Annotated in this window: 18 protein-coding genes; 8 read left to right on the top strand and 10 right to left on the bottom strand. The window is 61.5% G+C overall.

The features are described 5' to 3' along the window. From glmS to MPJ51_RS00325, 3 genes are read left to right on the top strand one after another with little or no spacing between them, the layout of a single operon-like run. Positions 1-1,824 carry a glutamine--fructose-6-phosphate transaminase (isomerizing) gene (gene glmS / locus MPJ51_RS00315; RefSeq protein WP_298380999.1) on the top strand — a complete coding sequence of 608 codons (1,824 nt, stop codon included), beginning with the start codon at positions 1-3 and terminating at the stop codon, positions 1,822-1,824. A 3-nt stretch (positions 1,825-1,827) separates the two neighbouring features. After that, a complete protein-coding gene (locus MPJ51_RS00320; RefSeq protein ID WP_298381000.1) occupies positions 1,828-2,370 on the top strand; it encodes a pyridoxamine 5'-phosphate oxidase family protein in 543 nt (180 codons plus the stop codon). Positions 2,371-2,372: 2 nt separating this feature from the next. Then, the gene (locus MPJ51_RS00325; protein ID WP_298381073.1) at positions 2,373-3,056 is read left to right on the top strand and encodes a DNA alkylation repair protein; all 684 of its coding nucleotides are present in this window, start codon (positions 2,373-2,375) and stop codon (positions 3,054-3,056) included. Here MPJ51_RS00325 and MPJ51_RS00330 read toward each other — a convergent pair. Next, positions 3,044-3,460, bottom strand: a complete 417-nt coding sequence (locus tag MPJ51_RS00330; protein ID WP_298381001.1) for a hypothetical protein — start codon at positions 3,458-3,460, stop codon at positions 3,044-3,046. The genes MPJ51_RS00325 and MPJ51_RS00330 overlap by 13 nt on opposite strands. Positions 3,461-3,550: 90 nt before the next feature. Here MPJ51_RS00330 and moaA point away from each other — a divergent pair, with 90 nt between their 5' ends. Beyond that, a complete protein-coding gene (moaA, locus tag MPJ51_RS00335; protein ID WP_298381002.1) occupies positions 3,551-4,558 on the top strand; it encodes a GTP 3',8-cyclase MoaA in 1,008 nt (335 codons plus the stop codon). A gap of 10 nt (positions 4,559-4,568) precedes the next feature. Then, positions 4,569-5,861 (top strand): 3-deoxy-D-manno-octulosonic acid transferase, encoded by a 1,293-nt coding sequence (locus tag MPJ51_RS00340; RefSeq protein WP_298381003.1) that lies wholly within the window; start codon positions 4,569-4,571, stop codon positions 5,859-5,861. Between the two features lie 76 nt (positions 5,862-5,937). Here the strand turns inward: MPJ51_RS00340 and MPJ51_RS00345 are convergent, their stop codons facing one another. From MPJ51_RS00345 to MPJ51_RS00365, 5 genes are read right to left on the bottom strand one after another with little or no spacing between them, the layout of a single operon-like run. After that, a complete protein-coding gene (locus MPJ51_RS00345) occupies positions 5,938-7,101 on the bottom strand; it encodes a M20 aminoacylase family protein (RefSeq protein WP_298381004.1) in 1,164 nt (387 codons plus the stop codon). A 22-nt stretch (positions 7,102-7,123) separates the two neighbouring features. After that, positions 7,124-8,287, bottom strand: a complete 1,164-nt coding sequence (locus MPJ51_RS00350; protein ID WP_298381005.1) for a M20 aminoacylase family protein — start codon at positions 8,285-8,287, stop codon at positions 7,124-7,126. 16 nt (positions 8,288-8,303) lie between these two features. Then, positions 8,304-9,470, bottom strand: coding sequence for a M20 aminoacylase family protein (locus MPJ51_RS00355; RefSeq protein ID WP_298381006.1), 1,167 nt, complete (start codon positions 9,468-9,470; stop codon positions 8,304-8,306). 22 nt (positions 9,471-9,492) lie between these two features. Continuing rightward, complete coding sequence (gene argE, locus MPJ51_RS00360) at positions 9,493-10,659, bottom strand: acetylornithine deacetylase (protein WP_298381007.1); 1,167 nt, start codon at positions 10,657-10,659, stop codon at positions 9,493-9,495. 5 nt (positions 10,660-10,664) lie between these two features. Continuing rightward, a complete protein-coding gene (locus MPJ51_RS00365) occupies positions 10,665-12,485 on the bottom strand; it encodes an ABC transporter ATP-binding protein (protein ID WP_298381008.1) in 1,821 nt (606 codons plus the stop codon). A gap of 284 nt (positions 12,486-12,769) precedes the next feature. Here MPJ51_RS00365 and MPJ51_RS00370 point away from each other — a divergent pair, with 284 nt between their 5' ends. The 3 genes from MPJ51_RS00370 to MPJ51_RS00380 all read left to right on the top strand — a co-directional run bounded on the left by MPJ51_RS00370 (position 12,770) and on the right by MPJ51_RS00380 (position 16,553). Then, the gene (locus tag MPJ51_RS00370) at positions 12,770-14,476 is read left to right on the top strand and encodes a peptide ABC transporter substrate-binding protein (RefSeq protein WP_298381009.1); all 1,707 of its coding nucleotides are present in this window, start codon (positions 12,770-12,772) and stop codon (positions 14,474-14,476) included. A 96-nt stretch (positions 14,477-14,572) separates the two neighbouring features. Next, positions 14,573-15,580 carry an ABC transporter permease gene (locus tag MPJ51_RS00375; RefSeq protein ID WP_170573004.1) on the top strand — a complete coding sequence of 336 codons (1,008 nt, stop codon included), beginning with the start codon at positions 14,573-14,575 and terminating at the stop codon, positions 15,578-15,580. Next, positions 15,573-16,553, top strand: coding sequence for an ABC transporter permease (locus tag MPJ51_RS00380; RefSeq protein WP_298381010.1), 981 nt, complete (start codon positions 15,573-15,575; stop codon positions 16,551-16,553). Before MPJ51_RS00375 ends, MPJ51_RS00380 begins: the two co-directional genes overlap by 8 nt. A 5-nt stretch (positions 16,554-16,558) precedes the next feature. On the opposite strand, the gene MPJ51_RS00385 is transcribed toward MPJ51_RS00380, so the two are convergent. From MPJ51_RS00385 to MPJ51_RS00400, 4 genes are all read right to left on the bottom strand, one after another. After that, a complete protein-coding gene (locus MPJ51_RS00385; protein ID WP_298381011.1) occupies positions 16,559-17,695 on the bottom strand; it encodes an MFS transporter in 1,137 nt (378 codons plus the stop codon). Positions 17,696-17,761: 66 nt separating this feature from the next. Then, the gene (locus tag MPJ51_RS00390; protein ID WP_298381012.1) at positions 17,762-19,039 is read right to left on the bottom strand and encodes a DUF3422 domain-containing protein; all 1,278 of its coding nucleotides are present in this window, start codon (positions 19,037-19,039) and stop codon (positions 17,762-17,764) included. Positions 19,040-19,147: 108 nt separating this feature from the next. Next, a complete protein-coding gene (locus MPJ51_RS00395) occupies positions 19,148-19,504 on the bottom strand; it encodes a VOC family protein (protein WP_298381013.1) in 357 nt (118 codons plus the stop codon). A 173-nt stretch (positions 19,505-19,677) separates the two neighbouring features. Next, positions 19,678-21,132: an NAD(P)(+) transhydrogenase (Re/Si-specific) subunit beta gene (locus tag MPJ51_RS00400; RefSeq protein ID WP_298381014.1), complete on the bottom strand. Its 1,455-nt coding sequence runs from the start codon at positions 21,130-21,132 to the stop codon at positions 19,678-19,680. Between the last annotated feature and the right edge of the window lie 5 nt (positions 21,133-21,137).

A 21,137-nucleotide genomic window follows, 5' to 3' on the forward strand; every position in this document is an offset into this window, starting at 1 on the left:
ATGTGTGGAATTGTAGGCGTATTGGGGCAGCACGAAGCCGCACCCATTCTGGTCGAGTCGCTCAAGCGGCTGGAATACCGGGGTTATGACAGCGCAGGGATCGCAACCGTCAACAAGGGCCAGTTGGAGCGGCGGCGTGCGGTCGGCAAGCTGGTCAACCTCAGTGACCTTTTGGTCCATGAACCGCTGCCCGGCAAATCCGGCATCGGGCACACCCGCTGGGCCACCCATGGCGCGCCCTCGGTCACCAATGCCCATCCGCACAAGGCCGGGCCGGTGGCGGTGGTGCATAACGGGATCGTAGAAAACTACCGCGAACTGCGCGCGGAACTGGCCGAACATGGCATCGGGTTCGAGACCGAAACCGACACCGAAACCGTCGCTCTGCTGACCGAGCATTTCCTGAAAACCGGCCTGTCCCCGGTCGACGCCGCCTTCAAGACCATCGACCGGCTGGAGGGCGCCTTTGCGCTGGCCTTCCTGTTTGACGGCGAAGAGGACCTGATCGTTGCCGCCCGCAAGGGCTCGCCCCTGGCCGTGGGTCACGGGGACGGAGAGATGTTTGTGGGCTCGGACGCCATCGCGCTGGCCCCGCTGACCGACCGGATCACCTATCTTGAGGAAGGCGATCGGGCGGTGCTGACCCGCACCTCGCTGGAAATCCGCAACGAGGCGGGCGAGATCGCCAACCGCGAGATCCGCCGCATCAAGCTGGATCAGGCGCGTGCCGACAAGGCCGGGCACAAGCATTACATGGCCAAGGAAATCGCCGAACAACCGGTTGTGGTGGCCGAGGCGATCCGCTCCTACCTGCCGACCGGCGGTCATCAGGTCGTGCTGCCGGGGGATGATCTGGATTTCACCAAGCTGGACCGCCTGACCATGGTGGCCTGCGGCACCGCGTTCTATGCCTGCCTGACCGCCAAATACTGGTTCGAACAACTGTCCAAGATGCCGGTTGAGGTCGATATCGCGTCCGAGTTCCGCTATCGCGAACCGCCGATCACCGACCGCACGCTGGCCTTGTTCGTTAGCCAATCAGGCGAAACCGCCGACACGCTGGCCGCGCTGCGCTATTGCGAGGGCAAGGCGGACAAGATCGTCTCGGTCGTCAATGTCCCCGAAAGCTCGATCGCGCGGGAAAGCGACATTGCGCTGCCGATCCATGCGGGGGTTGAGATCGGCGTTGCCTCGACCAAGGCGTTCACCTGCCAGCTCAGCGTGCTGCTGATGCTGGCGCTTAAGGCTGCCGCCGACCGTGGCACCCTGAGCGACGAGGAACTGGCCGACCACGCCGCCGCGCTGCGCGGCTTGCCCTCGGTCCTGAACACGGCGCTGGACCAGAACCGCGCGATCCAGAAATCCGCCCAGCGCCTGTCCGAGGCGCGCGATGTGCTGTTTCTGGGCCGGGGTTTGATGTATCCGCTGGCTTTGGAAGGGGCGCTGAAGCTCAAGGAGATCAGCTATATCCACGCCGAAGGATATGCGTCGGGTGAGTTGAAACACGGCCCCATCGCCCTGATCGACAAGCATATGCCGGTGGTCGTCATGGCCCCGCGCGATACGGTTTTCGACAAGACCGTATCGAACATGCAAGAGGTGATGGCGCGCAAGGGCAAGGTGATCCTTGTGTCGGACGATGACGGCATTGATGAGGCGCAGGACGGGGTCTGGAGCACGATCCGCATGCCTCATATCCACCACAGCCTGACGCCGATCCTCTATTCCGTACCCGCGCAACTGCTGGCCTATCATACGGCGGTGGCCAAGGGCACGGATGTGGACCAGCCGCGCAATCTGGCGAAATCCGTGACGGTGGAGTAGCCCATGGCGAAGCAGTTCCCTGACCTGTCCGACGCCCATCAGAAATTCATCGAAGATCAGCACATGTTCTTCGTCGGTACGGCGGCGCCAGAGGGTCGGGTGAACATCTCTCCCAAAGGTATGGATTCGCTGCGGGTTCTGGGGCCGAACCGGATTGTCTGGATGAACCTGACCGGCAGCGGCAATGAAACGGCGGGTCATCTGCGTGAGGTCAACCGGATGACGCTGATGTGGTGTTCTTTCACCACACGGCCGATGATCCTGCGCACCTATGGCACGGCACATACGCTGCATGTCGGGGATGACGGCTGGGATGATCTATCCGGCCTGTTCCCCGACCACCGCAGCGCACGGCAGATTTACGATCTGTCGATTGATCTGGTGCAGACCTCCTGCGGTTATGCGGTGCCGTTCATGGAGTATGTCTCTGATCGGGATACGATGCAGAAATGGGTCGATGACAAATCGGACGACGACATCCGCGCCTATTGGACCAAGAAGAACCGACACACGATCGACGGAAAGCCCACCGGTGTTCCGGGCTGATGATGGACGCCTATCTGGATCAGATCAAAGCCCATGCCGACGCCGATCGGGCGGCGCAAATGGCCGCCTATCACAAGGTGGATCGCCCCCATCTGGGTGTCGCGAATCCGGTCTTGAACGACCTGACCAAGACCTGGCGACAGCAATTGACGGTGCCGGAACGGGTCTCATTGGCCCGGGCGCTGTGGGACACGAATATCCACGAGGCGCGTCTGGCCGCCGCCAAACTGCTGACGCAGGCCCGCATCCGCCCGGATGACGGGGTTTGGGACCTGCTGCAAAGCTGGCTGCCGGATTTCGACGCCTGGGCAGTGGCCGATCACGCCTGCATGGCGATGCAGAAACGCCTGACGGCAGACCCTGCGCGACTGGATCAGGTCGAGGCGTGGACGACCTCCGACCACATGTGGACCCGCCGCGCAGTGCTGGTCTCTACCCTGCCCTGGACCAAGCAAAACCACCCCAAGCCCGAGGATCTGGCCCATCGCGACCGTATTCTGGGCTGGGCCGCTGGATATGTGCCGGACCGCGACTGGTTCATCCAGAAAGCCATCGCATGGTGGCTGCGCGAGCTGTCGAAACATGACCCGGCGCGGGTGATCTCATTTCTGGACCAGCACGGCGCGGCGATGAAGCCCTTCGCCCGCAAAGAAGCCGGGAAGTATCTGCGGGATCAGTCAGAGTAGACGTCCAACTCCACCAGCTCATCGAAGGGCAGCAACAGCGCCCGCATCGCTTCCAGCGACAACCGGCTGCCACCCCCGGCGGGGCCTGACGCGGGCACCAGCGTCACGTAAGCTTGCGCACCGGTCTTGGGCACCACGATGCGCCCGTTGATCTCGGCCTCGACCAGTGGCGTTTCCAGCCAGCGACCCGGCGTGTTGGGGTCGCCCAGCCCTGCAATCGTGGTCCGAGCCCCGACCCAGCCAGCTTGCGTTGCAGTCGCAGGTGGCTCCTCAGGCTCAACCTCGGCCACGACAGGCTCCGGCGCGGGCTGCGGCTCAGCCCCACCGAACCACCGGTCCGAGGTCGACCGGATCGCATCACAGCCCGCAAGCAGGACAATCAGGGAGAACAGTGCAAATCTCATGCCCGATACCTAACGTCCTGCGCCCATCTGTACCAGAGCAAAGCGCAGATCACCCTTGCCGCTGAGGGGTCGCCGCTTTACCTATGGGCCATGACAGCTCCGCTTATCGACCCGTTTGCCCGCGCCATCACCTATCTCCGCGTTTCCGTCACGGATCGCTGTGACTTCCGCTGTGTCTATTGCATGTCGGAAAACATGACCTTTCTGCCCAAGAAAGACCTGCTGACGCTGGAGGAGTTGGACCGCATGTGTTCGACCTTCGTCAAGATGGGTGTGGAGAAACTGCGCATCACCGGGGGTGAACCGTTGGTGCGCCGCAATATCATGACGTTTTTCAATGCCATGACCCGCCATCTGGACAGCGGCGCGCTGAAGGAACTGACGCTGACCACCAATGGCTCGCAATTGCATCGCTTTGCCGATGATCTTTATGCGGCGGGGGTGCGGCGGGTGAATATCTCGCTGGATACGCTGGACGATGACAAATTCGCCAAGGTGACCCGCTGGGGCCGCCTGAAACAGGTTTTGAACGGCATCGATGCCGCGCAAAAGGCCGGGCTGCGGATCAAGATCAACGCGGTGGCTCTGAAAGGGTTCAACGAACCCGAACTGCCCCGCATCACGCAATGGTGTGCCGAACGGGACATGGACCTGACTTGGATCGAGGTCATGCCCATGGGCGATATCGGCAACGAAGACCGGCTGGATCAATACTGGTCGCTGAAGGACGTGCGCCGGGAGTACGAAAACCACTACGCCGTGACCGATCTGGCCGAGCGCACCGGCGGCCCGGCCCGCTATGTCCGGCTTGAGGAAACGGGGCAGAAGATCGGCTTCATCACGCCGCTGTCGCATAATTTCTGCGAAAGCTGCAACCGCGTGCGTCTGACCTGCACCGGTGAGCTGTATATGTGCCTGGGCCAAGAGGACATGGCCGACCTGCGCGGCGCCCTGCGTGATCACCCAGGAACCGAAGAACCGCTGGAGAACGCCATCCGCATGGCCATCAACCTCAAACCCAAGGGGCATGATTTCGACTATTCCCGTCAGGCGGTCGATGGCCAGATGAGCCGCCACATGAGCCACACGGGCGGTTGAGATCCCCGCCATGGACGCGCGTCCGACGCTGATCTACCACGCCTATCGTGCCGCCACCGCCCTACTGTCGCCGCTGCTGTGGCGCACGGTGCATAAGAAATTGCAGGCTGCGGGCGTGCCTCCCAAACGGCAACGCGAACGGCTGGGGTATGCCAGCCTGCCCCGCCCCGACGGACAACTGATCTGGTTCCACGCCGCCAGCGTTGGTGAAAGCCTCTCGGTCCTCAGCCTGATCAAACGTCTGGGCACCCGCCTGCCTGACGCGCAATTCCTGATCACCTCGGGCACACCAACCTCCGCCGCACTGATCGAAAAACGCCTGCCACCGCGTACACGGCACCAATACCCGCCGCTGGACACCGCAGGCCCGGTACGCCGGTTTCTGGATCACTGGCGCCCCGATGCCGGGATCTTCGTCGAAAGCGAAATCTGGCCGCGCCTGATCATCGAAAGCGCAGACCGCAGCGTTCCGCTGGCGCTGCTGAACGCAAGGCTGTCGGAGAAATCCGTCGCCGGATGGCAAAAACGCCCCAAAACCGCGCGGTTCATCCTGAACAAGTTCCGCCTGTTCCTGACCCAAAACGACAAAACCGCCACCAACCTCCTGTCCATGGGCGCGCCCTCGGATCGGGTCCAGCCCGGCACCAATCTCAAAGCCATGTCCGAGCCGCTGCCGGTCGACAAAACCGCCATGACCACGATAAAGTCGCAGATCGGGGATCGCCCCGTCTGGATCGCAAGCTCGACCCATGCGGGGGAAGAGGAAACCATCCTCGCCGCCCATGCCAACCTCCTGAAACGCTGGTCCAACCTGCTGCTGCTGCTGATCCCCCGCCACCCCGAGCGGCGAGATGAGGTCACAGCCCTGATCACCCAGACAAACCAGACGGGCGCCCTGCGCAGCAAAGACCACCCCATCACCGCACAAACCCAAGTCTACATGGCCGACACACTGGGCGAACTTGGCACCTGGTACGCCCTCTGCCCCATCGTCTTTCTCGGTGGTTCCCTGAAAGAAATCGGCGGCCACAACCCATTCGAACCCGCACAAGCCGGGGCAGCGGTCATCACCGGTCCGGGCTATTTCAATTTCGCAGAAACCTTCGCCCCGCTCGTCAAATCCGGCGGCGCAGTCGAAATCCATTCAGCCGACGACCTCTCAACTGCCGTCGCGCACTGGCTTTCCGACGAAACCGCCCTCACCACCGCCCGCGCCGCGGCCAAATCCTGCGTCAACACCCAAGCCACCGCACTGGACAAGGTCACCGACACCCTGTGCCAGGCCCTCAACCTCACCCCATAACGGGGTCCACCCTTCATCTGGCCAAAAATATCCCGGGGAGCGCGAGGGGCTGGCCCCTCGCACCCCAACCTCTCAATCAAGCCGCAGGCATCCGCTGCTCGACAATCTCAGCCCACCAGCTACACCCGGCCGGAATGGCCTCATCGTTGAAATTATACTCCGGGTGATGCACCGCCGCAGTATCACCGTTACCGACCAGAATGTAAGCCCCCGGACGCTCCTCCAGCATGAACGCGAAATCCTCGCCGCCCATGACCAAGGGCGCGGTCTCGCAATCACCGGACACGGACCGCGCCACGTCGGCGGCAAACTCGGTCTGGTCGTCGCTGTTCACCATCACCGGATAGCCGCGGATATAGGTCACATCCGCCTTACCCCCGAAGGTCGCCGCCACACCGTTGCAAATCTCGTTGATCCGCGTCTCGGCCAGATCGCGCATCTCCTTGCTCATGGTGCGCACGGTGCCCTTGATCTGCACCGTCTGCGGGATGACGTTGAACGCTTTCGAGGAGGTCTCGAACGAGGTCACCGACACCACCACCTGATCAATCGGATCGGCATTGCGCGCGGCAATCGTCTGCAAAGCCAGCACCGCCTGCGCCGTCATCACGGTCGTGTCCACGGTCTCATGCGGCTTGGCGGCGTGACCACCGCGCCCCTCAAAGGTGATGTCAAACTGATCGGTCGCCGCAAAGAACGAACCCGGACGGATGGCGAAACTGCCCACCGGTTTGCCGGGCCAATTGTGCATGCCATAGACTTCCTGAATGTTCCAGCGGTCCATCATGCCGTCCTCGCACATCTCTCGACCGCCACCGCCACCCTCTTCGGCGGGCTGGAAGATCACCACCACGGTGCCGTCGAAATTCCGCGTCTCCGACAGGTATTTCGCCGCACCCAGCAGCATCGCCGTATGCCCGTCATGGCCGCAGGCATGCATCGCCCCATCGGTTTTCGAGGCATAATCCAGCCCCGTCGCCTCATGTATCGGCAGCGCGTCCATATCGGCGCGCAGACCGATCACCTTGCCTTTACTGTCGGCCTTGCCCTTGATGACACCCACCACGCCGGTGCGTCCGATACCGGTCACCACCTCGTCGCAGCCGAACTCTTTCAGCTTGTCGGCGACCAGGGCGCTGGTGCGGTGGGTTTCAAACAGAATCTCGGGGTTTTCGTGGATATCCCGTCGCCACGCGGTGATTTCATCCTGCAATTCGGCAAAGCGGTTCTTGACTGGCATCTCTTCTCTCTCCTGCGATCATTCAAACGGCGGGCATCCGGCGTTCGACCATTTCGGCAAACCATGAGCACCCTACGGGGATGATCTCATCGTTGAAATTGTATTCGGGGTGGTGCAGCCCGGCGCTGTCACCATTGCCCAGCACGATAAAGGCACCGGGGCGCTCTTCCAGCATGAACGAGAAATCCTCGCCCCCCATCACCATCGGCGCCTCGGCGCAGCTGCCGCCGACGGCGATGGCGGTCTCGGCGGCATAGCCGGTCTGTTCCTCGGCATTGATCGTCACCGGCACGCCGCGTTTATAGATCACCTGAACGGTGCCGCCAAAGGTGGCCGCGACACCTTGAGCCACCTCGCTCAGCCGCTGTTCGATCAGCCCGCGCATGGCGTTGGAATGGGTCCGCACCGTGCCGCGTATCTGCGCCGATTGCGGGATCACGTTGAAGGCTTTGGACGAGGTCTCGACCGATGTAACCGACAAAACCGCCTGCAGGATCGGATCGGCATTGCGCGACACGATGGTCTGCAGCGCCACGATCAGTTGCGACAGCATCACCGTCGTATCCACGGTTTCCTGCGGTTTCGCCGCGTGGCCGCCGCGGCCTTCCAGATGAATGTCGAACTCATCCGCCGCCGCCAACAGTGGCCCAGACCGGATGGCAAACTGGCCGGTCGGCACGCCGGGGACGTTGTGCATGGCATAGACTTCCTGAATGCCGAAGCGGTCCATCAGACCGTCCTTGCACATCGCCTCGGCCCCGTTGCCGCCCTCTTCAGCGGGCTGAAAGATCACCACGGCAGTGCCATCAAAATTGCGCGTCTCGGCCAGGTATTTCGCGGCCCCCAACACCATCGCCGTGTGTCCGTCATGGCCACAGGCATGCATGGCCCCATCGGTTTTCGAGGCATAGTCCAGCCCCGTCTGTTCCTGCATCGGCAGCGCATCCATGTCGGCGCGCAACCCGATCACACGGCCCTGCGTGTCGGTCTTGCCCCGGATCACACCGACCACACCGGTGCGCCCGATGCCGGTCACCACCTCATCACAACCAAACGCGGCCAGCTTGTCAGCAACCAGAGCGCTGGTGCGGTGGGTTTCGTAAAGGATTTCAGGGTGTTGGTGAATGTCACGCCGCCAGCCGGTGATCTCTGCGTGCATCTCTGCAAGACGGTTCTTGATCGGCATGTCATTCCTCCGTTTATTAGGCGACGGGCAATCGTCGTTCCACCAGCTCGGCAAACCAGCTGCAGCCGGCGGGGATGGCCTCGTCGTCGAAATTATATTCGGGGTGATGGCACATGGCCGTGTCCCCGTTGCCGATAAAGATGTACGCGCCGGGCCGTTCTTCAAGCATATAGGCGAAATCTTCCGACGGCATGATCGGGTCGGTGCTGTCATTGACCTTACCCGCGACGGCCCGCGCGGCCTCGGCTGCATAGCCGGTTTCGGCCTCGGAATTCACCGTCACCGGATAGCCGGGCTCCCACGTCATTTCAGCCGTGGCCCCAAAGGCCGAGGCCGTATCTTCGGCAATCCGGCGCACACGCTTCTCGGCGATGGCGCGATATTCGGGGTCCAGCGTTCGGACCGTGCCCTGCAACCGAACGGTATGGGCAATAACGTTCGAGGCCGCGCTGTCGGTCTCAAACGTGCCCACCGTCAGCACCACGGATTTGATCGGATCAACGGTACGCGCCACCACCGATTGCAACGCCACCACGATATGAGAGGCGACAAGCGTGGTGTCCACCGCCTCATGCGGGGCCGCCGCGTGGCCGCCCTTGCCGGTCACCACAATCTTGAACTCATCGGACGAGGCCAGCAGCGCGCCGGGTCGGATCGCGAATTCGCCGACCGGCATTCCGGGCATGTTGTGCATGCCATAGACCTCTTGAATGCCCCACCGGTCCATCATGCCGTCCTGGCACATGGCAAGGCCACCTGCCCCGCCTTCCTCGGCCGGTTGAAAGATCAGCACCACGGTGCCGTCGAAATTCCGCGTCTCCGCCAGATATTGCGCCGCCCCCAGCAGCATCGAGGTATGACCGTCATGCCCGCAGGCATGCATCTTGCCGGAAACGGTCGAGGCGTAATCGAGCCCCGTCGCCTCCTCAATCGGCAGCGCATCCATATCCGCGCGCAGGCCAATGACGCGGCCTTTGGTATCCGTTCGACCCTTAATCACCGCCACGACGCCGGTCTTGCCGATCCCCGGCGTGATCTCATCGACGCCGAATTCCTTCAGACGATCCACCACAAAAGATACGGTTTCGTGGACGTCATACATCAGTTCCGGGTTGGCATGCAGGTGACGACGCCATTTGGTGATCTCGCCATGCATTTCGGCAAGCCGGTTTTTGACGGGCATCTTTGACCTCCCCTTTGCGGTGTTATTCGCAGAGCCTTTCTACCAGACGTTCCATGAACTTTTGGCCTGCGTTGAATTGAGAAATCGTAATGAACTCGTTGGGCTGATGCGCCTGTGCAATGTCGCCGGGGCCGCAGATCACGGCGGAATACCCGGCCTCCTGAAACTGTCCGGCCTCGGTGCCATAGCTGACGACGTGACTGGCATTGTCGCCGGTCAGGGCCCGCACCAGCGCTTCGGCCTCACCATCCAGTTCCGGGACCAGACCTGGGATCGAGAAATGTTCCGATATCTCGATGCGCGCCTCGGGTTGGGTCGCCTGCATCTGCGCCTCGGCCTGACTGACCTGCTGCAGATAGGCGTCGCGCCACTGAGCCTGCTTTTCGTCCGGCACGGTACGGAAATCCATCATGAACCGACAATCCTTGGCAGTGATGTTATGCGCAGTACCGCCTTCGATCATCCCCACATGGCAGGTGGTCCACGGCGGGTCGAACACGGCAGCAACGTCGCTGGGCGCAGTCGCCTGATTTGCCGCATTCTGCGCGTTGGCCCAGTCGATCAACGGGGCTGCGGCCATGATCGCATTGACGCCGGTATGCATGATCGAGCTGTGAACCTCGAACCCGACAACATGCGTGTCATAGCCGAACCCACCCTTGTGGCCGGTGACTGCCTGCATCATCGACGGCTCCCCCACGATGACCGCCGATCCTTTGGGCAGCACGTCCTGCATCGCCGCGATCATCGGCGGGGCGCCGGTGCAGCCGACCTCTTCATCGAAGCTAAGCGCCAGTTGCAGGGGGCGATTGACGCTTGCGTAATGCGCCTCGACCAGAGCCCAGATGGCCAGCGCGTCGAAGCCTTTCATGTCGCAAGTGCCGCGTCCGAAATATTTGCCGTCCTTTTCGGTCACGGTGAACGGGTCGGTGTCCCAGGGTTGGCCGTCCACGGGCACCACATCGGTGTGGCCGGACAGGATCACCGCGCCCTCCTCCATTGGGCCGACATGGGCGTAAATCGCCGCCTTGTGCGGCTGATCCGGGTCGGGCCAGCGATGGGATTCTATCCCGTGACCGCGCAGATAGGTTTCGACCCAATCGACCAGTGGCAGGTTGGTCTCGCGACTCACCGTCGGGAATGAGATCAGTTTGGTCATGATCTCAAGCGGGCTCAGACGCTCTGCCATCGGGATCAGTATCCGCTGTCGGTGGTCAGGATGAAATGGCCCGGCTCGACTTCGTGGTAAACCGATGGCTCTGGTTCATATCCAATTGGATGAATTGGCGAGGGGATCGGTTTGAAATTCAGGTCTTTTTCCGATTTACGCTGGTTCGGGTCCGCGATCGGAACCGCCTTCATCAGCGCCTGCGTATAGGGGTGCTGCGGGTTTTCGAACACCCGCGCGCGGGGGCCGAGTTCGACAATCCGGCCCAGATACATCACGCCCACATGGTGGCTGACCCGCTCGACCACGGCCATGTCGTGGCTGATGAACAGGTAGGACAGGCCCAGTTCGGATTGCAGTTCCATCATCAGGTTCAGCACCTGCGCCTGAACGGACACATCCAGCGCCGAGACCGCCTCATCCGCGATGATCAGCTTGGGGTTCAGGGCCAGCGCACGGGCGATGGCGATGCGTTGACGCTGACCACCTGACATTTCATGCGGGAAACGGCGCATGAAGCTGCGCGGCAGCTGCACCTTGTCGAACAGCTGCGCCACGCGGTCCTGCAATTCGGTCCCCGAGGCGACGCCGTAATTGCGCATCGGTTCCGCCACCTGATCGACCAGCTGCATCTGCGGGTTCAGCGAGGCGAACGGATCCTGAAAGATCATCTGCATGTCCAGCCGCGCCTTTCGCAGGCCGCCCGGGTCCAGCTTCATGATATCGACGCCGTCCAGATCCACCTCACCCGACATCGGCTCGACCAGCCGCAGAATCGACCGTCCGGCCGAAGACTTGCCGCAGCCCGATTCGCCCACAAGGCTGAGGGTCTGCCCCTTGTTCAGCGTGAACGAGACATCCTCAACCGCGTGCACGTTCGAGATCGTCCGGCGCAGCAAACCGCCCTTGACCGCGAATCGCGTGGTCAGGTTCTTGACGGTCAGCAGCACCTCTTCGGTACCCGGAATCGGCGCGATATTCTGGCCTTCGACACCCAGCAGTTTCATCGGCTCGGGCGCGGATTTCCCCTGCATCTCGCCCAGCTTGGGCACCGCTGCCAGCAGCGCCTTGGTGTAGTCATGCTGCGGGTTTTCGAAGATTTCGTTAACGGTGCCCTCTTCGACCTTGTTGCCGCGGAACATGACCACCACACGGTCGGCCATCTGCGCCACCACCGCCATGTCATGGGTGATGAACATCACCGCCGTACCGGTTTCGCGCTTGAGCCGGTCCATCAGGGCCAGAATCTCGGCCTGAATTGTTACGTCCAGCGCGGTTGTGGGCTCATCCGCGATCAGCAGGCGCGGCTCGCACGCCATAGCCATGGCGATCACCACGCGCTGGCGCATACCGCCCGACAGCTCGTGGGGATACTGTTTCAGGCGACGTTCGGGCTCGGGGATTCGAACCTGACGCAACAACTCCAGCGCGCGCTCTTCGGCCTGAGCGCGGGTCATGTCCTTGTGGATGCGCAGCCCTTCGGTCAGTTGGCGACCGACGGTGAAAACCGGGTTCAGCGCCGTCATCGGCTCTTGAAAGATCATCCCGATCTCGTTGCCGCGAATCTGTTTCATCAGATCTTGATCGGCATTCGACAGGTCCATTTCGTCCCCATCGCGCCGGTCAAACAGCAGCTGACCGCCCGCAATTTCGCCGCCGCCGAACTCGACCAGACGCATCAGCGACAGCGAGGATACCGATTTCCCGGATCCCGATTCGCCAACGATACAAACGGTTTCGCCTGGGTTGACCTCGAACGAGACGTCCTCAACTCCGACGACCGGGCCGTCCTTGGTCTGGAACTCGACCCGCAGTTTCCTGATCTGGGCAATAGGCTGATCCAGCACGCGCACTCTCCCCTTTGGCGGCCTTTTCTTTTGGTTGCCAAACGCTAAGGCCGCGCTACGGGAAATGTCAAACCGATTGAAAAAGAACCTCACGACACGCTTGCAATTTTTTGAAACTCTGTTTCGATACGCGGCGTAACCGTTTTTGGGAGAGGGCGGCATACACGAAACGTGAATTGCATTTGCGTTTTTTATCAGCGCCTTGCACCCCATTGCGGCCACGCCTAATCCGCGGGCCTCGCGGAGAAAATCGAGACACGCAAGTGTCCAACATGGAGTGTATGATGAAAATCAAAACCCTTTTGCTTGGTGCGATTGCCACCACGGCACTGGCCCCTGCGGCCTTTGCTGAACGTGGATCGGACGGCAATGTCAGCATTATTTATTGGCAGGCTCCGTCAATTTTGAACCCGTTTTTGTCGGGCGGCACCAAGGATGTGGAATCGGCGTCTTTGGTGATCGAACCGCTGGCGCGGTACAATCAGGATGGCGAGATGGTGCCGTTCCTGGCCTCTGAGATTCCGACGGTTGCCAATGGTGGTGTCAGCGAAGATCTGACCTCGATCACCTGGAAAATCGCGCCGGGAATCACCTGGTCGGACGGCACGCCGTTCACCTCGGCCGACGTGGTCTTTACCGCCAATTACTGCATGCACCCCGAAGGCGGCTGCGCGCAGGTGACCAAATTCGAAGGCGTCACAAATGTCGAGGCCGTGGACGATCTGACCGTCAAGGTCACCTTCGACGCCCCGACCCCCTTCCCCTATGGCCCGTTCGTGGGTGGCGAAAGCCCGATCATTCAGGCCGCGCAGTTTTCGGATTGCATGGGCGCGAAAGCCCCCGAATGCACCGAGCAGAATTTCAACCCGATCGGCACCGGCCCCTTTGTGGTGACCGAATTCAAGCCGAACGACGTGATCACCTTCAAGGCCAACGACAACTATCGTGATCCGGCCAAACCGGCCTTTGCCACCGTGACCTTCAAGGGCGGCGGCGATGCGACGGCTGCTGGTCGTGCGGTCATGGAAACCGGCGAGTTCGACTATGCCTGGAACCTGCAGCTCGCGCCCGAAGTGATTGCGCAGATGCAGGAAGGCGGCAAGGGCACCCCGGTCGCAGGCTTTGGCCCGCTGGTCGAGCGTATCATGCTGAACCAGACCAACCCGTCGCCCGAATTGCCGGAAGGCGAGCGTTCGACCGCCAAACATCCTCACCCGTTCCTGCAGGACCCGGCGGTTTACAAGGCCATGTCGCTGGCCATCGACCGGCCGCTGCTGGTTGAGATTGGTTACGGTCAGGCCGGTAAGGTCACCTGTAACTGGGTCCCGGCCCCGGCTGCGGTGAATTCGGACACCTTCACCTGCGACACGCAGGACATCGAAGGCGCGAAGAAGCTGCTGGATGACGCAGGCATCGTCGACACTGATGGCGACGGCGTGCGTGAAAAGGATGGCGTGCCGCTGAAAGTTGTCTATCAGACCTCGACCAACGCGGTCCGTCAGGACTTCCAGGCGCTGATCAAGGAGTGGTGGAACCAGATCGGCATCGAAACCGAACTGCGCAACATCAACGCATCGGTGTTCTTCGGGGGTGACCCGGGCTCGCCCGATACCTTCCAGAAGTTCTATGCCGACGTTGAAATGTATGCCAACACCTTCAACGGCACCGACCCGCAATCCTATCTGGGCAACGGCCTGTGCGACAAGGCACCCAAGCCGGAAAGCCAGTGGCAGGGTGAGAATATCAGCCGTTTCTGCAACGCTGAATTCGACAAGCTGCACGGTCAACTGGCCGAGACCGCAGGCGCGGATGAGCGCGCCCAGATCGCCCGTCAGCTGAACGACATCATGGTAGAAAACGGCGGCATGATCCCGCTGGTGCACCGTGGCCGTCTATCGGCGCACGCAAACACTCTGGGTGGTGTCATCCTGAACGTTTGGGACAGCGAGCTGTGGAATGCAGCCGACTGGTACCGCAAAACCGGTTCCTAAGCGTTAGTCTTGCATATCCGCGCCCCGACCTTGATCGGGGCGCGGTCCTTTGCAGACCATCCCAACAAAAAGACGCATCAACAAAGGCGCCTTTGAATGCTCAACTTTACCATAAGACGACTGGTGCTGGCCGTGCCCACGCTGCTGTTCATCAGCCTCGTCATCTTCCTGCTCCTCGAACTCGCACCCGGCGACCCGATGGCGCAGGTTCCGCTTACCGTTCCGCCCGAAGTCAAAGAGAAGATGCGCGAGGCGCTTGGCCTTGGTCAGCCGATGCATATCCGGTTCTGGAAATGGATCGTGCAGTTCTTCTGGATCGAACCTCAGGTTCTGGTCGACCACATGTTCGGCACCACCTTTTCCGAAGGTGACCTGCGTGTGATTTCGTGGCAGACCCGCTCGCCCGTTATGGACATCGTCGTTCAGCGTATCCCGCAGACCTTGTGGGTTGTCGGCACGGCCTATGTGGTCGCCATCCTGATCGCCCTGCCCATCGGCATCTATTCCGCCTATCGCCAGTATTCGTGGTTCGACCAGATGGGCACGTTCGTGTCGATGGTCGGCTTCTCGGTCCCGCCCTTCTTCTCGGGCGTGCTGGTGATCGTGATCTTTTCGGTCCAACTGGGTTGGTTCCCGTCGATCTATGACACCACCCATGTGGTCAACAGCTGGGACAGTTTCGTTGTACAACTGAAACAGATGATCATGCCGGTCATGGTTCTGGCGCTTCAGATCACCGCACAGCTGAGCCGCTTCATGCGCGCCTCGATGCTGGACAATCTCAATCAGGATTACGTCCGCACCGCCCGCGCCAAGGGTCTGAGCGAATATACCGTCGTCATGGTCCACGTTCTGCGCAACTCGATGATCCCGGTGGTTACCGTGATCGCGCTGGGTATCCCGGCCATTTTCGGCGGGGCCATCATTACCGAGCAGGTGTTCAAGGTAAACGGCATCGGCCAGTTGCTGATCGGCGCCATTCAGGCCAACGACCTGCCGATGGTGCAGACGCTGACCTTCATCTTTGCCGTGCTGATCGTGCTGTTCAACCTGATCGCCGACGTCCTGTATGGCATTCTGGACCCGAGGATTCGCTATGACTGATACCGACAAATCAGACACGCTGGTCCCCGATGAAGGGCTGGCCCCCGCATCAACCGCGCTGCCAACAGCAGGAGTGATGGACGATCTGGCAACCCCGCCCCGCAGCCAGTGGCGCGACGTGTGGGATCAGTTCAAGACCCACAAGGGTGCGATGCTGGGGGCGATCCTGTTCATCTTCATCGTCGCCTCGGTCTATCTTGGCCCCTATCTGTGGACCATCGACCCAACCCAGATCGACATCCGGTCGCGCAATCAGGGCCCCAGCTTTGCGCATCCGTTCGGCACGGATCAGTTGGGCCGTGATATCATGGCGCGGATGATGGCGGGCGGGCAGACCTCGGTTTCCGTGGGGATCACCGCCATGCTGCTGGCGCTGTTTCTGGGCTCGTTGATCGGGGTTGTCGCCGGGTTCTTCAAACGGCTCGACGGCCCGCTGATGCGCCTGACCGACCTGTTCCTGGCGCTGCCCCTGCTGCCATTGCTGCTGGTCATGATGCTGCTGTTCCGCGAGCCTTTGTCGGCCGCTTTCGGGCTGGAGCGTGGGATTTTCATCCTGATCGTCTGTGCCATCGGCATCACCTCGTGGATGCCCACAGCCCGGATCGTGCGCGGTGACGTGCTGGCCATCAAGGAACGAGAGTTCGTTCTGGCCGCCCGCTCCATCGGCACCAGCAACACGCAGATCATTACACGGCACATCCTGCCCAACGTGCTGTCACCGATCATGGTCTCGGCCACGCTGGGCATTGCCACCGCGATCATCACGGAAAGCGCGCTGTCCTTCCTTGGCCTCGGCTTTCCGCCCGATTTCCCCACATGGGGCCGGTTGCTGTTCGACGGGGTCGATTACCTGCAGCAATATCCGGAACGCGTGTTCTGGCCCGGTCTGGCGATCTCACTGACAGTGCTGAGCGTCAACTATCTGGGTGATGGCCTGCGCGACGCGCTGGACCCACGCATTCGCGGACGCTAACGACATCAGCCGGTGCGTTTCAGCGCACCGGCCAACAAAACAATCAGGACCGCCAGCGGCAGCAGCACAGCAAAGGCCAGCCGCAAGGTCAGAAGATCGGCGAGAAACCCGATCAGGGGCGGGCCGATCAGCAACCCTCCGTACCCCAAAGTGGCGACACTGGCGATGGCCTGCCCCGGCGGGACATCCGGATCACTGGCCGCACGGCTGAAGGCCAGCGGCATGATCACGGCATAGCCCACGCCCATACCGGCAAACCCCACCAGCGCCAAAATGGGCGTTGTGCTTGAGACCACGCAAAACACCCCCAAAGCGGCGCAGATACCGCCGAACCGAGCGGTGGCCACGGGGCCGAAACGGGTGATCACGATCCCTCCGGCAAGACGGAAGGCGACCATGGTTGCAGAGAACACAGCATAGCCCAGCGCGGCCACACTCTCGGTTGCATCCGTGACGTCACGCAGGAAAATGGCGCTCCAATCCGCGACGGCCCCTTCACCCAAAGCGCCGCACAGGGCGGTCAGCCCGACCAGAACCAATGCACCGGATGGCAAGGCAAAGACCGAGCCTTTCGCCAATTCCGACCTGCGCGAGGTCCAGCGCACCCACGACAGGCCCAGCGCCAAGCCCACCACCACACCGCCCGCCAACAGGAAATGCGTCAGAACGCTCAACTCCAACTGAACCGCGCCATAGCCGCTGAGGGCACCCAGCCCCGCCCCAAGGCTCCACATCGCGTGGAATGAGGACATGACAGGCTTGTCATAGACCTGTTCAACCTCTGCCGCCCAGGCGTTCATCGCCACATCCATCGAGCCGTGAAAAGCCCCGAAGATGAACAGGAATGCAGCCAACGCCCAGAACCCGCCCGCCAGCGCCAACAGGATCAGCGACAGAGTGTACAGCACCGCAATGATGCGGGTGATGGCGACCGCCCCAAACCGGTCGGTCAATCGCCCGGTCACCGGAAAGGAACACACAGCCCCGGCAGCCATGAACAACAGGCCATAGCCCAGCGCCTCGTGCGTCAGGTCCAGCCGGTCGCGAATGGCCGGAATGCGCGAGGCCCAGATGCCGAACAGAGCCCCGTTCAGAATGAACATGGCGGCCACGGCGCGCCATGCCGCTGCAATACCGATCACGGAAACCCCCTCACCTGCGATACGTCACCTGTTCTACAGGCTTGCAGCGCTTTGGCAACTCAGGGGCTATTCCAGCCGTTTGCGGATGGTGCGGATGGCAAACCAGACGCCCAGCACCACCGGAACCGTCACCGCCGCCGTCAGCATCCCCTTGCTGATCCCCGCCGTGGTCAGCGGATACAGCACATAGCTGGCCAGAGACACCGCGTAATAGCTGATCGCCACCACCGACAGCCCTTCGACCGTGTGTTGCAACCGCAGGGCCATATCAGCTCGGCGATCCATGCTTTCCAGCAGCGCCTGATTCTGCGCGCTGCGTTCCACATCGACACGGGTCCGCAACAGCTCACCCGCGCGGATGGCCCGGTCGGACAGGGCCTGCAGACGGGTCTCGGTGGATTTCACGGTGCGGATCGCCGGATCATAGCGACGCATCATGAAATCGGCAAAGCTCTGACGGCCCTTGAACCGTTCCTCGCGCAGGGCCGCGATACGCTGGGTGACGATTGCCTCATAGGCGCCGGTCGCACCAAAGCGAAAGGTGCTGCGGGCCGAGATGGTCTCAAGCTCGGTCGAGACCGACAGAAACTGCGGCAACAAGGCATCGGGCTGGGCGCTGTTGTCGGTCATCTGCTCCATAAGATCGGTCAGCTGCGCATCCAGTTCCCCAAGGCGCGGTGTCAACTGCTTGATGCGGGCGAAACCCAGCATGGACATCGCCTTGTAGGTCTCGATCTCGCACATGCGCTGCACGATCCGCCCCACCCGACGCCGCCCGGTGCCCGGAGAAACAAATACCGCAAACCGCATATGCCCCGCCGGATCGATACGGAAATCACTGGCGCAAATGGCCGCGTCATCCAGCACCCGCGACACCGCAAGGCTTTCCGGTTCGAACCAATCGGCCAGCGCGCGGCCGACCGCCTCATCCCCCTGACACTCGCTGACCCGCACCATGGCCGAGGTCACCCGCTGCCCCGGGCTGGCCATCAGCCAATCGGGGGGAAACACCTCGAAATCCGCAGGGTTGAAGGCACGCTCGCTGACATTCTGCGTGATCGCCGTATAGGTCACAAACTCTGTATGCTGTTCCCATTTCAGCCAGTGCCGCCCGATCTGACCCGCGTAATGGGTGGCCTCGGGCTGCGGATGCTGCGCCCCGTGACGATCCAGCAAATCCTTGAGATGGGCCAGATCCTGATCCCGATCCCTGGCCGCCGCCGCAACCGGTTTCTTGATCGCCAGAAACACCACCGTGCAGGGCGCCTTGGCAACAGGAAAGGGGCGCGCATGCAGCTCATTGGCCAGCGCATACCGCAACGGGTGATCCTGAATTGGCGTCATTGTCCTGCCCCTGTCATTCCCGCGCACTATACGAGACCTGCAGGACATATCAATTCTCTTTTTATTTCATACACTTACAGGGATACAACGGTATACAAATCCGCTATCTCATTGATTTGGCTGCCACAGCTCAATCGGATTCCCCTCAGGGTCGTGGATACGAGCGAACCGACCAACTTCACTGTCCCACTCAGCGCGGGTCTCAACGGCGATTCCGGCGACCTTCAGCTGCGCGATCAAGGCATCCAGATCATCAACCCGAAAATTGATCATCCACTGCTGCTCGGCACGCCCGAAATACGTGGTATCCTCGGCAAAAGGCGCAAAGACCGTATACCCCTCACGCTGCTTCCAGGGCACCGGATCATAGTGACTGACCCCCAGATGTTCCTCATACCACGCGCTCAGCGCCTTGGGATCACGGGCGCGAAAAAACACGCCCCCTATGCCATTCACCTTCTCCATAACCGCCTCCCACCATCTTCCAAGCCCACCCAGCCTATCACAATCCGCCTGCTTCATCTGGCTATAAATATCCTGGGGGTGAGGCCGCAGGCCGAGGGGGCAAAGCCCCCCACATGACCCAAAAAGAAAAGGGCGCCCAAAGGCGCCCTTTGCAACTTGCCTACACCCTCAGATCAGTCGATCATCGGCAGCAGCTTGTCCAAAGACTGCTTGGCATCGCCATAGAACATGCGGGTGTTCTCCTTGAAGAACAACGGGTTTTCGATACCCGAATAGCCAGTGCCCTGCCCGCGTTTGCTGACAAACACCTGCTTGGCCTTCCAGCATTCCAGAACCGGCATCCCTGCGATGGGGCTGTTGGGGTCCTCCTGCGCCGCAGGGTTCACGATGTCGTTCGAGCCGATGACGATGGCCACATCCGTCTCCGGGAAGTCCTCGTTGATCTCGTCCATTTCCAGAACGATGTCATACGGCACCTTCGCCTCGGCCAGCAGCACGTTCATGTGCCCCGGCAGACGCCCGGCAACCGGGTGGATCGCGAAACGCACCTCTTTGCCCTTGGCGCGCAGCTTGCGGACCAGTTCAGACACCGATTGCTGCGCCTGCGCCACGGCCATGCCGTATCCGGGGATGATGATCACGCTGTCGGCGTCATTCAGCGCCGCAGCCACACCATCGGCATCGATCGCCACCTGCTCGCCCTCGACCTCCATCTGAGGACCCGAGGCACCGCCAAAGCCACCCAGGATCACACTGACAAAGTGGCGGTTCATCGCCTTGCACATGATGTAGGACAGGATCGCACCGGACGAGCCAACCAGCGCGCCAACAACGATCAGCAGGTCATTGCCCAGCGAGAAACCAATCGCCGCCGCGGCCCAGCCCGAGTAGCTGTTCAGCATCGACACAACCACCGGCATGTCGGCCCCGCCGATACCCATGATCAGGTGATAGCCGATGAACAGCGCCGCCAGCGTCATCAGGATCAGCGGGAACAGACCACCGGTCGAGGTGTACCAGATCAGACAGATCAGCGAGAGACCCGCCGCCGCCGCGTTCAGAGCATGACCGCCGGGCAGCTTGGTCGCCGCCGAGGTCACCTTGCCCGCCAGCTTGCCATAGGCCACGACCGACCCGGTAAAGGTGATCGCACCAATGAAGATGCCCAGGAACAGTTCCACATGCAGGATCGCCAGCTCGGCCGAGGTTTTCTTGGCGATCAGCTTGGCAAACGCGCCCAGATCAGACAGATCCGCCTGACCTGCGCTATCCTTGATGGCCATGACCTGCGCCACATTGCCGATCTCAAAATGCGCGTTGAATCCCACGAACACAGCCGCCAGACCAACCAGCGAGTGCATCGCGGCCACCAGTTGCGGCATCTCGGTCATTTGCACGCGTTGCGCCACATATTGACCGATCAGACCACCGCCGATGATCAGCAGCAGCGACAGCAGCCACAGACCCGAACCGGGGCCAACCAGCGTGGCAAAGACCGCCAGCGCCATACCGACGATGCCATACCAGACCGCGCGCTTGGCGCTTTCCTGGTTCGACAGACCGCCGAGCGAAAGGATGAACAGAACAGCCGCAACGACATAGGCGGCAGTGGTGAAGCCAAATTCCATGTGCC

Origin of the sequence: Ruegeria sp. (genome assembly GCF_028066395.1) — a bacterium.
GTDB lineage: Bacteria > Pseudomonadota > Alphaproteobacteria > Rhodobacterales > Rhodobacteraceae > Ruegeria.